We start from the raw sequence: 13,032 nt of genomic DNA on the forward strand, positions 1-13,032 counted from the left end.
GCAAGGAGGGTGCGGGGGCGGGCAAGACTCCCGGCCGGAGGCGCTCAGGCCGGCGCGCACTGAACCCCGGCGTCCTCACCCCAGCCGGTCGCACGGCAGCACGAAGAACCAGCCCGCCGGTTCGTGCTCCAGCCGTGCCTCCGGCGCGTTCGCCGCGCACTGCGCCCGGCCCTGTTCCACGCTCGCGTCCCACGGCACACCGCGCAGCACCGTGCCGGGCTCCTGGAGGTGTCCGATGACGCTCGACACCAGCAGGATGCCGAGCACCCACTGCCCGGCCCGCACGGCGAACCGCTGCCACGCGGCCGGAGGCGCCGCGTCGAGCCCCACCGCGACCGCTGTGAACAGGAACAGCACCGGCGCGACGCTGTAGCGCTGCCCGGCGAGCACCACGCCCGGCTGCTGCACCTGCAGCGCCGCGCTCCAGTTCAGCACCAGGCTCAGCCCGATCAGGAGCACGCTGCAGCAGGTGGCGACCGCGGCCAGCGCCCGTCCGGCGCGGTCGCCCCACCACAGCGCGGCGAGGACGGGCAGACCGGTCACCAGCAGCGCGCCGAGGACGACCAGGTTGCCGTGCGCGGGGTAGAAGAGGCCGAGCCGTTCCGACCCGGTCAGCGCCACCACCGGCACCCGCAGCAGGGCCGCGAGCAGCACCTGCACGGTGTCGACCGGGTCGTGCGAGTACGGCGTGCGTTCAGCGGACAGCACCACCGCGCCCTGCACCAGCGCACCGGCCAGGAACACGACCGGAACCTCCCGGCGCGGCAGGAACAGCCGTACGAGCGCGATCGGGACCAGCAGGAGGACCAGCGGGCTCGACAGCGTCGACAAGACCACGAACACCGCGACCGGCACGCGCGGCGCGGTCCGCCACAGCAGCGCCCAGAACACGCCGTACAGCAGGAACCAGTGCAGGTTCGCCATGTTGTTCAACGTCTCGGAGTTGCCCGCCGGCACCACGACCACGAGCGCGGCCAGCACGAACCGCAGCGCCGTCGACCGCAGGTACGCGCCGGACGCCGCGAACGTGACGAGCGCGACGACCGCCCGCAGCACCGCCGCCGCGACCGCGAACCCGGCCGCCGTCCACGGCAGCGGCAGCAGCGCGACCAGCTCGGCCACCAGCCGGGGCAGCACGTGCAGGTAGCCGCCGTACGGGTCGACCAGGTTCTGCAGCGCGGGGGAGCGGAGGGCGTCGACGGCGAACCGCGCGCCGTCCTCGGCCCACAGGTGGTCCAGGCGCGCCCAGCCGGCCGGGACGAGCAGCAGGAACGCCACCGAGGCCAGGAAACCGGCCACGTACCCGGTGACGGCGCGATCTCCCTCCGGTTCGGGGAACACGCTGTCCGCGAGCGCCCGCGGTCTGTCCGTCGTCACCGTCACTCTTGTCCCCCATGTCCGAATTCAGGGGTGAAGGTACCGGTCAGCGCGCGGCGAGGTCCTGGTGGCGTTCGTAGCGCTCCCACTGCTCAGCGGACACCTGCTTGACCGCCGACGAGTTGAGGGTCGCCACCTCCACCGAGCCGATCACCCACAGCTTGTTCTCGAGCAGCAGCCCGACGACGCCTTCTGGGTTGGCGACCGCGGGCGCACCGGCGGGCACCTGCGCCGCGACCTTCAGCTGATCGACGCCGACCGGGCGGTCCGGCAGCACGGCGCGGGCGAACTTCTCCGCGACCGAGCGGCGTTCGAACCGCACGACCTTGCCGCCCATGACCACGTCGACCGTGCGTTCCGGTGACGGCAGCGCGAAGCCGTTGAGCGCGCTCGCCTCGTCCGCCGTGGTGCAGCCCTTGAGGCCGACCGCGTCGAGGCCGAAGCGGGTGATGTTCGTGGGCGCGTTCCCGGGACCGTCGACCGTGGACCGCAGCACGTCCAGCGCCACCCGGCCGCACGGGTCGGCGCCGTTGACCGGTGCGTGGCCCTGCGGCGTGCGCACCAGGCCGGGGCCCTCGCGCCAGATGCCGGGGATGAGCACCGGCTTGAACGGGTGCCGGGTGAAGTCCTTGTTCCAGAACGTCACGGTCGTGCCGTCGTCGGTGGAGTGCGCGATGGCCCACGTCGAGGCCGCGTCGATCCACATCCAGTCGGCGCTGAACGCCTCGACGACCGACCGGGTGCGCGGCTTGTTCGTCGACGGCACCGGCTGGAACCCGGACTGGCCGAGCGCCTCGACGCCGGTGGCGAACGTCGGGTCCTTCGACCGCAGCACGTACTGGCCCGCGCCGTTCTGGTGCGAGGCGAGGCCCGTGGTGTCGGTGAACATCAGGTACACCCAGCCGTCGAGGTAGACGGCGGACTGCTGGCCGGCGCCGTAGGTGTTCTCCCGGATCACGTCACCGGCCGGCCCGATGATCGACTGGCCGTTGTTCGCACGTGACCAGCTCAGGCCGTCCGGGCTGGTGGCGACGCCGACGGAGCTGCCGTTCGCGTGGTTGTCGCGCGCCGCCCCGGTGTAGTACATGTAGTAGGTGCCGCCGATCTTGATCAGCGACGGGTCGCACGTGTGCATGGCGTCGAAGCTGGTGCCGCTGCCGGAGAACACCGGGACCGCGGTGCTCATCGGCCCGTCCAGCGCCCCGCCCTCGCTGTAGAGGACGTCGTCGCCGCCGGGGGGCGCGGCGCTGAGCTGGCTGCACCACCACGCGCGCACCTTGCCGCCTTCGAGCATCACGGCCGGCCCGTAGTTGTACGGCGCGTCACCGGAGCCGGCGATCACGACACCGGGGCTCTGCCGGGCGTTCTCCGTCTTCAGGTCCAGCTGGTTCCTCGGCGGTGGTGCCTTGCGCGTCGCGCCGGTCTGCGTCGGCCTGCCCTCGCTCGTGACCGCCACGGGGTCGCCGGCGGCCGCATCGGTGCACGCGGTGACCGCGCCGAGGAGCGCCAGCGCAGCGAGCAGCGGAAGAGGTCGGCGACTCAGGGGCACGCACCCATCATAGTGATCAAGTCCTCCAGACGGGTGAAGAACCTGGTAGCGGGCTGTTTCCCGCCCGGCCGGTCCACCTGCGGTTAGCGGGTGCGAGGCCGTGTTCCGCGGGCAACGCCGCTGCGCAACACCGTGATCCGGACGGCCTGCGGGACCACCGGGTGCGCAGCGGGGTTAGCCGGGAGCCGCGCCGGTGTGCCAGCGTGGCCCCCATGTCGTTGCCAGAGCCGGTGGTCCGCGCCGACGCGACCGACCACTACGACCGGGTGCTGTCCTGCGGTCTGCTGCCGTCCGATGCGCTTTGCCTCACCGCGGTGCGCGGCCTGTCCGTCGGCGAGGCACTGCGCCGCTTCGACGGCCTCCCCGGCGAACGCAGGGCCGACCTGGGCGAGGTGAACGCGCGCTCCGGTGGCGCTCACCCCGACGAGCTGCCGGTGGTCCTCGCCGACGAGGTGGACGGCTGGGTGCTGCTGGTCGAGGACAACGGGTGGCACGGTGCGGATCGGGAGGTGCTGGAACGTCTGTCCGCCGGCACGGTGGCGGCCTCGGCGTTCTGGAACGTCAACTTCGACAGCACCCTGAGCCTCGCGCACGACGGTGAGCTGCTCGGGGCGTTCGACTTCGTCCTGCGGCAGGAACGGCCCGCCGCGCTCGTGCCGTACCTGGAAGGCCTGGAGTTCGACGACGCGCACCGCATGTGCGCGGAGTCGCTCGCGTTCGTGGAACGGGTGTCGGGCGTGCGGCTCACCGAGCAGTGGGCGGCCGGACCGCACTTCGCGTCCGTGGTCGTCGACCTGCGGCGGTTCCGGCCCAGCGACCCGAGGCAGTGGCTCGACGTCAACGAACCCGGCCTGCTGGCGTGGGCCACCACCGCGCGGGAGGCCGAGGTCCGCGCCGCGGCCGAGGAGGTCGCGCGCACCGCCTGCGCGGCGGCGGGTGTCGAACCCGAGGCCACGGTCGACGACGTGCTGCGGGACCACCGACGGGTCATGGAGCTGCGCTGGGACCGCGCCGCACCACCGGACCCGGACCTCGACCCGGTCGCCCGCCTCCAGGCCGCGGTCCGTCAGCGCGACACCGAACCCGTGGCGGAACGCGAGGTCGAGGCGCGGGCCCACGCACGGGCCGCTGTCGTCGCACTCCGGGCGGACGACCCGCTCGCGGCTCTGGTCGGCGCCCGCTACAACGCCCACCAAGCGGTGCGGTTGCGGCAGCCACGGCCTCGGGTGCCGCCGCAGCACGCCGGCTGACCCCGGACACGCCGGTGCCCCCCGGCCGGAGTCGGCCGGGGGGCACCGGGTGGTGGGAGCGATCAGCCGTTCTCGGGCTGGGTGACACCCTCGTGGACGTCGTAGCGGTCCGCGTTCATGACCTTGTTCCACGCGGCGACGAAGTCGGCGACGAACTTGTCGGCGGCGTCGTCACTGGCGTAGACCTCGGCCACGGCGCGCAGCTCGGAGTTCGAGCCGAACACGAGGTCGTTGCGGGTCGCGGTCCAGCGCACCGCGCCGGTGGCGCGCTCGCGGCCCTCGAAGTTCTCCTCGTCCTCGGTGACCGACTTCCACTCCGTCTCCATGTCGAGCAGGTTGACGAAGAAGTCGTTGGTCAGCGTCTCCGGCTTGGCGGTGAGCACACCGGCCGTCGAGCCACCGTGGTTCGCGCCGAGCACGCGCAGGCCGCCGACCAGCACGGTCAGCTCCGGCGCGGAGAGGCCGAGCAGGTTGGCCTTGTCGATCAGCAGGTACTCCGACGGCAGCGGGTTGGCCTTGCTGCCGAAGTTGCGGAAACCGTCGACCTTGGGCTCCAGCACGGCGAACGACTCGGCGTCGGTCTGCTCCTGCGTGGCGTCCGTGCGGCCGGCGAGGAACGGGACCTCGACGTCGCGGCCGGCGGCCTTGGCGGCCTGCTCGATCGCCGCGGCACCGCCGAGGACGATCAGGTCGGCCAGCGAGACCTTCTTGCCGCCGGTCGCGGAGCTGTTGAAGGCCTCCTGCACGCCTTCCAGCGTGCGCAGGACCTGCGCGAGCTGGTCGGGCTCGTTGACCTCCCAGCCGCGCTGCGGCTCGAGGCGGATGCGGGCACCGTTGGCGCCACCGCGCTTGTCGCTCTGGCGGAACGTGGAGGCCGAGGCCCACGCGGTCTTGACCAGCTGCGAGACGGACAGGCCGGTCTCCAAAATCTTCGCCTTGAGCGCGGCGACGTCCTCGGCGGAGATCAGCTCGTGGTCGCGGACCGGCACGCGGTCCTGCCAGAGCAGCTCCTCCTGCGGCACCTGCGGGCCGAGGTAGCGCTGGATCGGGCCCATGTCGCGGTGGGTCAGCTTGAACCACGCACGAGAGAACGCCTCGGCGAACGCCTCGTGGTCCTCGGCGAACCGGCGCGAGATCGGCTCGTAGACCGGGTCGACCCGCAGCGAGAGGTCCGTGGTCAGCATCATCGGCTGGCGGTTGAGCGTGCCGTCCTCGGGGTCGGGCACGGTGTTGGCGCCCGCGTCGCCCTTCGGCTTCCACTGGTGGGCGCCGGCCGGGGACTTGGTGAGCTCCCACTCGAACTCGAACAGGTTCTTGAAGAACAGGTTCGTCCACTTGGTCGGCTGCTGCGTCCAGGTCACCTCGAGGCCCGAGGTGATGGCGTCGCGGCCCTTGCCGGTGCCGTGCGTGCTGATCCAGCCGAAGCCCTGCGCGTCCATCAGCGAGCCCTCGGGCTCGGCGCCGACGAGCGACGGGTCACCGGCACCGTGCGCCTTGCCGAAGGTGTGGCCACCGGCGATCAGCGCGACGGTCTCCTCGTCGTTCATGCCCATGCGGCCGAACGTCTCGCGGATGTCGCGGGCGGCGGCTAACGGGTCCGGGTTGCTGTTCGGGCCCTCGGGGTTGACGTAGATCAGACCCATCTGGACCGCGGCCAGCGGGGACTCCAGGTCGCGCTCACCGCTGTAGCGGGTGTCGCCGCCGAGCCACTCGGTCTCCGGGCCCCAGTAGACGTCCTCGTCCGGCTCCCACACGTCCGCGCGGCCACCGGCGAAGCCGAAGGTCTGGAAGCCCATGGTCTCCAGCGCGCGGTTGCCCGTGAAGATCATCAGGTCGGCCCACGAGACCCTGCGGCCCCACTTCTTCTTGACCGGCCACAGGATGCGGCGGGCCTTGTCCAGGTTGCCGTTGTCCGGCCAGCTGTTCAGCGGGGCGAAGCGCTGCATGCCCGCGCCCGCGCCACCGCGGCCGTCGTGCGTGCGGTAGGTGCCGGCGCTGTGCCACGCCATGCGGATCATGAACGGGCCGTAGTGGCCGAAGTCGGCCGGCCACCAGTCCTTCGACTCGGTGAGCACGGCGTCGACGTCACGCGCCAGCTCGTCGAGGTCGACGGTCAGGAACTCCTTCGCGTAGTCGAAGTCCCCGCCCATCGGGTTGGCCTGCACGGGGTGCTTGCGCAGGATCCGCAGGTTGAGCTGCTTGGGCCACCAGTCGCGGTTGCCACCGCCCTCGGTGGGATGGCTGCGCCGGCTGTGCGCGACGGGACAGCCGCCGGCCTCCTCCTCGTTCAGCTCGCTCACCTTGGCGTCAGTGCTGTCTGACACAGGAATCCTTCCGGGTGTTCAGGAACTCTTCGCGGCGGTCGTGCACTCGGGGCAGGTGCCCCAGTAGATGACCTCGGCCTCGTCGATGACGAAACCGTGGTCGTCGGACGCGTCCATGCACGGCGCGTGGCCGACGGCGCAGTCGACGTCGGCGATGGCGCCACAGGAACGGCATACGACGTGGTGGTGGTTGTCCCCGACGCGGGCCTCGTAGCGCGCTACTGACCCCTGCGGCTCGATCCGCCGCAGCAGTCCTGCTCCGGTCAGCGCGCGGAGCACGTCGTACACGGCCTGGTGGGAGACCGCGCCGAGGTTCTGGCGCACGACACCGATGATCGAGTCCGTGTCGGCGTGCGGGTGGGTGTGCACCGCGGACAGCACAGCCATCCGCGGAGCCGTCACCCGCAGTGACGCCCCGCGCAACATGCGCTCGAATTCGGAAGCCGTGGGCACGAACGCCACCCTGCCCGCTTTTCTGGAATGAGTCAAGTTATTGAGTGATGTCAGACAATCGCCGGACGCCCTCGACCAGCGCGTGCTCCGGTGCGCCCCCGTAGGTCAAACGCAGGAAGTTGCCGGGCGGTTCAGCCGCGAACCACGGCCGTCCGGGGAAGACCACCACGTCGCGGGCCGCGGCGGCGGTCGTCAGCTCCACGTCGTCGAGCCCCTCCGGCAACCCCACCCACAGGTGCAAGCCGCCCGACGAGGGCGCGACCGTGAAGTCGGGCAGGTGCGTGGCGAGCGCGGTCCGCAGGGCGTCCCGCCTCGACCGCAGCGACTGCTGGAGCGAGCGCAGGTGCCGGCGCCACGCCGGGGACGTCACGAAGTCGATCGCCGCCTCCTGCAACGGTCCCGCGACGTACAGGTCCTGCCGCGACCGGGTGGTCCGCAGCCGCCGCCCGGCCGGTCCGCGCGCGCCGATCGCCGCGACCCGCAGCCCCGGTGCGGCGATCTTGGTCAGCGAGCGGACGTGCACGACGTGGCCGTCGGTGTCCTGCGAGGCCAGTGTGGGCGGCGCCGTGCCGTCGACGGTGAAGCCGCGCGCCCAGTCGTCCTCGACCAGGAACGCCCCGGCCGCGGCCACGATCCGCATGACCTCGGGCCGTCGTTCGGCGGACAGCACGCCGCCGTGCGGGTTCGCGTGCAACGGCTGGCAGTAGAAGAGCTTGGCGCCCGTGTGCGCGAAAGCGGCCTGGAGCAGGTCCGGGCGCACCCCGTCCGCGTCGGCGGGCACCGGCACGACCTTCAGCCCCGCGTCCCTGGCCGCCGCGATCGCACCGAGGTAGGTGGGCGACTCGACGAGCACCGTGTCACCCCGTCCGCCGAGCCCGCGGAACACCGTGGCGAGCGCTTCCTGGGCGCCCGCGCACACCGTCATGTCGCCCGCCCTGAGCTCGCCGCCCGCCTCCCTGGCGAACCAGGCGCGCAGCTCCTCCCTGCCCTCGACCGGCACCCGCCCCCACGCGGCCGGCCGGCGCGCGGCCCTGGTGAGCGCGGCGCCGAGCGCCTCCACGGGTTGCAGGTCCGGGTCGAGGTACCCGCTGGAGAGCTGGATGACCTCGGGCCTCGGCACCGCGACCAGGTTCGCCACCAGGTCCTCGCCCGGCCGTCCCTCGCCCAGCGCCACGGACTGCCACGACAGGTCCTGCCCGCCCGGCCCGCTCGCGCGTGCGGCGACGAAGCTGCCGCGGCCCGGCCGGACCTCGACGAGCCCTTCGGCCGCGACGCGCTGGATGGCCTGCTGCACGGTCGCCGGCGACGCCCGGTGCCGCGCCATCAGCTCGCGCACCGACGGCATCCGGTCGCCCGCGCGCCCGGACCGTGCCGCCGCCCTCAGGTCCTCGATAACGCGCATCGCTGCGTTATCCTCATTCATGAGAGCCAAGAGTAACGTTATCGTGCCTCCGGGGGTAACACTCGGCGCACTCGCCGTGCTGGGCTTCAGCTACTCGTTGCCCGCGACCCGGCTGGCCGTGCAGGGACTCGACCCGTGGTTCGTCGCGTTCGGCCGTGCCGCCGGTGCCGCCCTGCTCGCGATCGGCTACCTCGCGTTATCGCGTGCGCCGCTGCCGTCGAGGGCGCAGGTGCGCCGTCTCGCCGTGGTCGCCGCCGGCATCGTCGTCGGCTTCCCGCTCTTCACGTCCCTGGCCCTCACCACGCAGACCTCCGCGCACGGCGCCGTCGTCATCGCCGTGCTGCCCATGTCGACCGCGATCTGGGCCGTCCTGCGCGCCCACGAACGCCCACCCGTCGCGTTCTGGCTCTCCAGCGGCGCTGGCCTGCTCGCCGTGCTCGCGTTCCTGGCGGCCGGCGGTGGTTTCTCCGGGTCGTTCGGCACCGCCGACGCGTACCTGCTGATCGCGGTCGTGGTGTGCGGCCTCGGCTACGCGGAAGGCGGCGCGTTGTCCCGTGAGCTCGGCGGCGCCCGCACGATCTGCTGGGCGCTGGTCGTCGCGCTGCCCGTGACCATGCCGGTCGCGGTGTGGACAGCGGACTTCTCCCGTGCCACCGGCACCGTGTGGTTCAACTTCGGTTACGTGACAACGGTTTCGATGTTCCTCGGTTTCGTCGCCTGGTACGCCGCGATGGCCGCGGGCGGTGTCGCGAAGATCGGCCAGCTCCAGCTGGCGCAGCCGGTGCTGTCGCTGGGCTGGGCCGCGCTGGTGCTCGGCGAACCGGTCGGCTGGCCCGCGCTCGTGACCGCCGCGGTGGTGCTCGTGTGCGTGGTGCTGACGCAACGAAGCCGTGTGGTGTCAACGGAGTCCGTGGCGGAGCCGGCGGTCCGCTGACCGCCTGGGTGTCATACCGCGGCCCTATACTGCACCCCTTCGGCTTTGGGGGTCGGCAGTGGCTACACCGGACGAGTTCCTGGACATCGCGGGCGCGCTCACCGAGGCGCACCGCTCGCAGGGGCAGCAGTACGACACCTTCCGCGTGCGGGGCAAGGTGTTCGGCTACTACTGGCCGCGCACGCGGACCGCCGGTCTGCGGCAGACGCTGTCCGAGCAGCAGGCGCTGGTCGCCGAACGCCCGGACGTGTTCGAGGTGCAGTTCACCTCGGGCGGCTTCGGCTGGGTCGTGGTGCACCTGGAGGGCGTCGGGGCCGACGAGCTGGCCGAGCTGGTCTTCGAGGCGTGGCGGCTGTCCGCGCCGGAGGAGCTGGTCGCGCAGGTCCCCGACCTCGCGGGCGGTGTCCGCGCGGGCTAGCGGAACAGGATGCGGGTGATCTCCGTGTCGGTGGCGCGGCCCTCGTCGTAGCCGCCCTCGCGGCCGAGGTCGTTCATGATGGCCAGCGTGTACCGCTGGCCGGGGCCGACGAAGCCGACGGAGTTCATCACCCAGCCGCTGTCCTCCTCCGACCAGCCGTTCTTCGCGCCGGAGTCGGGGCCCCAGACGCCCCACTGCTGTTCGGGGCCGACGCCGCGCATCTGCTCGACGAGGTAGGCGCGGTCATCCGGGTTCACCTGGTCGAGGACGTGGTTGACCAGGCGGTCCAGGTCGTCGGCGGTGCACTTCTCGAAGCCCCAGTAGGGGAACGCGCTCGTGTAGCCGCGTTGGGCGACGAGGCCGGTCATGCCGTACCGGGGGAACGCGGCGTTGAAGGTCGTGCCGCTGTAGCGCTTCCACAGCGTGTCGGTCGCGTCGTCGTCGGAGCTGTGCAGCATCGCCGTCATCAGGCGGCGGTCCTCGCTGCTCAGGCGGATCTGGCCGGCGCGGTGGCGTTCGAGCAGGTTCACGGCCATCGCGAGCTTGATGGTCGAGGCCGTCCACACCTCGTCACCGGCGTGGTCGTTGCGCCAGACCACACCTTTCTCACGGTCGCGCAGGACGATGCCGACGGTGCCGGGCCGGGTCTCGGCGTACTGCTGAGCGGCCTGGATGCGCTGCTGGAACGCGCATTCGAAGCCGCTGTCGGGCAGCGGGCACGCCGGGGGCGTGGCCACGAGCGGCGCCGCGGCAGGGGTGTGGGCGGCGCCGGTCGGGGGAGCGGGGAGCGGGGTCTCGGCCGTCACGGCAGCGCCGCAGGCCGTCAGGGCGAGCGCGCACGCAACGAGGATCGGCCGGAGCATGAGCCGCACCCTAGACACCCGGCCAGGTGGCGTCGACCGCCGGACGGCAGACCGTCCGATCTGCGCGTTTTGTGGCTGAACCCGACTTCGAGTCAAAGATGTTTGACACGGTGTCGGGTTCGTTTTACCTTGGTGATGTCAGGTTTCTTTGACATCAGGAGCGGGACCGTGGCGGTGGAGGAGAAGCGCGCGTGGGCCATGGGGATCGTCGCCCTGGTCGGGTACGCGGTGTACGTGGTGCTGGTGCTGACAGGTGCCGATGGACGGCCGTTGGCCGAAGCGCCGTACGTCGGCGCGGCGTTGTGGACGATCGGGTCGGGGATCGTCGCCGGCATCGTGGCGGGCATCTGGTTCGGGATCGCGTCCCGGCGCGAGGGCGGGCTCCAGGTCGACGAACGGGACCGGGAGATCGGCCGGTTCGGTGACCACGTGGGCCAGTCGTTCGTGGTCATCGGCGGGATGTCCGCGCTGGTGCTCGCCATGGTGGAAGCGCCGCACTTCTGGATCGCGAACGTGCTGTACCTGGGTTTCGTGCTGTCGGCGGTGCTCGGCTCCGCGGCGAAGCTCGGCGCCTACCGGCAGGGCGTGCTGTGAAGCCCACGAAGGTCACGAACTCCATCCGCGCGCTGCGGTTCGCACACGGCGAGATGACGCAGGCCGACCTCGCGGCGGCGATCGGCGTGACCCGGCAGACGCTGATCGCCGTCGAGCAGGGGCGGTACTCGCCCTCGCTGGAGGTCGCGTTCCGGATAGCGCGCGTGTTCGGAGTCCCGCTCGAAGAGGTGTTCCAGTACCCGGAGGAGGAGACGACGTGAAAGCCGTTGTGCAGCGAAGATACGGGTCGGCGGTGTTCGGTGACCTGGACGTACCGGTGCCGGGGCGGGGTGAGGTGCTGCTGGAGGTGCGGGCGGCGGGGGTCGACATGGGCACCTGGCACCTGCTCACCGGCCAGCCCTACCTGGTGCGCGTCATCGGGTTCGGGTTCCGCGGCCCGAAGTCGCCGGTGCCGGGCAGGGACGTGTCCGGTGTGGTCGCGGCGGCCGGCCCCGGCGTGAGCGGGTTCGCCGTCGGCGACGAGGTGTTCGGCACCTGCGACGGCGCCTACGCCGAGTACGCCGTCGCCCCCGTCTCCCGGCTGGCGCGCAAACCAGCGGGGCTCTCGTTCACGGAGGCGGCCGCCCTGCCGATCTCGGGCGGGACCGCGGTGCAGGGCCTGCGGTCGGTCCAACCGGGCCAGCGGGTCCTGGTGCTGGGCGCCGGCGGTGGCGTCGGGTCGTACGGCGTGCAGATCGCCCGGTCACTCGGCGCGCACGTCACGGGTGTGTGCAGCACGGGCAAGGTGGAGCTGGTGCGCTCGTTGGGCGCGCACGAGGTCGTGGACTACACGGTCGCGGACTTCACCGGAACCTACGACCTGGTGCTGGACTGCGGCGGGCACCGTTCGCTGTCCCGGCTGCGCAAGGCGGTGGGACGGCACGGCACGGTGGTGATCGTCGGTTCCGAGACGGCCGAACCGCTGTTCGGCGGGTTCGACCGGTCGCTGCGGGCCATGGCCCTGAACGCGTTCGTCCCGCAGAAGCTCGTCGCGCTGGCCTCCGCGGAACGCGCCGACGTCTTCGAGGAGCTCCGCGTGCTCGTCGAGGCGGGCCACGTCAGACCGGCCGTCGGCCGCACCTTCCCGTTGGCGGCGGCGGTCGAGGCGATCGAGCACGTCCACTCGCGACGGTCACCCGGCAAGGTCGTCGTCACGATCTGACCGCCGATCCCGCCGGTGGTCACGCGGTGCCGTCGCGCATGCTCACCGCGCGTGCGGCAGCGTGAACGAGTCGACCTGCGGCAGGTCGTGCCCGAGCCGGTCCCGCTTCGCCGTCAGGTACGCGATGTTGTGCGGGTTGGGCGGCATCAGCAGCGGCACGCGGGCGGCGACCTCGATGCCGTTGTCCTCCAGGGCCGCGATCTTGTCGGGGTTGTTGGACATCAGGCGGACGGACCGCACGCGCAGGTGCCGCAGCACGCGGGCGGCGGGGGAGTAGTCGCGGACGTCGACGGGCAGGCCGAGTGAGGTGGCCGAGTCGAGGGTGTCCATGCCGGCGTCCTGCAGCACGTGGGTGCGGACCTTTGCCACCAAACCGATTCCGCGGCCTTCGTGGCCACGCAGGTAAACCAGCACGCCGCTGCCCTCGCGGACGATGGTGTTCAGCGCGGCGTCGAGTTGTTCGCCGCACTCGCAGCGCATGGCCCCGAAGATGTCACCGGTCATGCACTCGGAGTGGATGCGGACGAGGACGTTCTCGCGCAGCTTCGTCTTGCCGTAGACGAGTGCCATGTGTTCGTGGCCGTCCGCGCGGAAGGCGATCGCGCGGAAGGTGCCGCGGCGGGTCACCAGGTCGGACTCCGCCACGTCTTCGTCGGTGAAGGCCTGCTCGAACATCTCGGGTCCCCTCGTCACCAGGTTCCTCCCG

13 protein-coding genes are annotated in these 13,032 nt (G+C 71.9%); 6 read left to right on the forward strand and 7 right to left on the reverse strand.

Annotated features, from left to right (window positions below; genetic code table 11):
• Positions 1 to 75: 75 nt before the first annotated feature.
• Positions 76 to 1,377 (reverse strand): hypothetical protein, encoded by a 1,302-nt coding sequence (locus ACZ7CD_RS29805; RefSeq protein WP_470380187.1) that lies wholly within the window; start codon positions 1,375 to 1,377, stop codon positions 76 to 78.
• Between the two features lie 46 nt (positions 1,378 to 1,423).
• Complete coding sequence (locus tag ACZ7CD_RS29810; protein WP_470380188.1) at positions 1,424 to 2,926, reverse strand: glycoside hydrolase family protein; 1,503 nt, start codon at positions 2,924 to 2,926, stop codon at positions 1,424 to 1,426.
• Between the two features lie 212 nt (positions 2,927 to 3,138).
• Here ACZ7CD_RS29810 and ACZ7CD_RS29815 point away from each other — a divergent pair, with 212 nt between their 5' ends.
• Positions 3,139 to 4,176 carry a DUF6461 domain-containing protein gene (locus tag ACZ7CD_RS29815; RefSeq protein WP_470380189.1) on the forward strand — a complete coding sequence of 346 codons (1,038 nt, stop codon included), beginning with the start codon at positions 3,139 to 3,141 and terminating at the stop codon, positions 4,174 to 4,176.
• Positions 4,177 to 4,238: 62 nt separating this feature from the next.
• On the opposite strand, the gene katG is transcribed toward ACZ7CD_RS29815, so the two are convergent.
• From katG to ACZ7CD_RS29830, 3 genes are read right to left on the reverse strand one after another with little or no spacing between them, the layout of a single operon-like run.
• Positions 4,239 to 6,500, reverse strand: coding sequence for a catalase/peroxidase HPI (gene katG, locus ACZ7CD_RS29820; protein WP_470380190.1), 2,262 nt, complete (start codon positions 6,498 to 6,500; stop codon positions 4,239 to 4,241).
• A gap of 18 nt (positions 6,501 to 6,518) precedes the next feature.
• Positions 6,519 to 6,953, reverse strand: coding sequence for a Fur family transcriptional regulator (locus tag ACZ7CD_RS29825; protein ID WP_360397988.1), 435 nt, complete (start codon positions 6,951 to 6,953; stop codon positions 6,519 to 6,521).
• A 37-nt stretch (positions 6,954 to 6,990) separates the two neighbouring features.
• Positions 6,991 to 8,355: an aminotransferase-like domain-containing protein gene (locus ACZ7CD_RS29830; RefSeq protein WP_360397990.1), complete on the reverse strand. Its 1,365-nt coding sequence runs from the start codon at positions 8,353 to 8,355 to the stop codon at positions 6,991 to 6,993.
• 43 nt (positions 8,356 to 8,398) lie between these two features.
• Between ACZ7CD_RS29830 and ACZ7CD_RS29835 the strand changes: the two genes are divergently transcribed.
• A complete protein-coding gene (locus ACZ7CD_RS29835; protein WP_470380191.1) occupies positions 8,399 to 9,289 on the forward strand; it encodes a DMT family transporter in 891 nt (296 codons plus the stop codon).
• A gap of 58 nt (positions 9,290 to 9,347) precedes the next feature.
• Positions 9,348 to 9,707 carry an MmcQ/YjbR family DNA-binding protein gene (locus ACZ7CD_RS29840; RefSeq protein ID WP_458434180.1) on the forward strand — a complete coding sequence of 120 codons (360 nt, stop codon included), beginning with the start codon at positions 9,348 to 9,350 and terminating at the stop codon, positions 9,705 to 9,707.
• Here ACZ7CD_RS29840 and ACZ7CD_RS29845 read toward each other — a convergent pair.
• Entirely contained in the window at positions 9,704 to 10,570 is an 867-nt protein-coding gene (locus ACZ7CD_RS29845; protein ID WP_360397994.1) for a serine hydrolase, read from the reverse strand. The genes ACZ7CD_RS29840 and ACZ7CD_RS29845 overlap by 4 nt on opposite strands.
• 168 nt (positions 10,571 to 10,738) lie before the next feature.
• Here ACZ7CD_RS29845 and ACZ7CD_RS29850 point away from each other — a divergent pair, with 168 nt between their 5' ends.
• Genes ACZ7CD_RS29850 through ACZ7CD_RS29860 form a run of 3 tightly spaced genes read left to right on the forward strand, consistent with a single transcriptional unit; the run spans position 10,739 to position 12,326 of the window.
• Positions 10,739 to 11,164 (forward strand): hypothetical protein, encoded by a 426-nt coding sequence (locus ACZ7CD_RS29850; protein WP_360397996.1) that lies wholly within the window; start codon positions 10,739 to 10,741, stop codon positions 11,162 to 11,164.
• Entirely contained in the window at positions 11,161 to 11,385 is a 225-nt protein-coding gene (locus ACZ7CD_RS29855; protein ID WP_360397998.1) for a helix-turn-helix transcriptional regulator, read from the forward strand. The genes ACZ7CD_RS29850 and ACZ7CD_RS29855 overlap by 4 nt, the downstream gene beginning before the upstream one ends.
• The gene (locus tag ACZ7CD_RS29860) at positions 11,382 to 12,326 is read left to right on the forward strand and encodes an NAD(P)-dependent alcohol dehydrogenase (protein ID WP_470380192.1); all 945 of its coding nucleotides are present in this window, start codon (positions 11,382 to 11,384) and stop codon (positions 12,324 to 12,326) included. The genes ACZ7CD_RS29855 and ACZ7CD_RS29860 overlap by 4 nt, the downstream gene beginning before the upstream one ends.
• Before the next feature lie 42 nt (positions 12,327 to 12,368).
• On the opposite strand, the gene ribA is transcribed toward ACZ7CD_RS29860, so the two are convergent.
• Entirely contained in the window at positions 12,369 to 13,019 is a 651-nt protein-coding gene (ribA, locus tag ACZ7CD_RS29865) for a GTP cyclohydrolase II (RefSeq protein ID WP_360398002.1), read from the reverse strand.
• Positions 13,020 to 13,032 lie beyond the last annotated feature (13 nt).

This window comes from Lentzea sp. NPDC036949 (genome assembly GCF_055608075.1).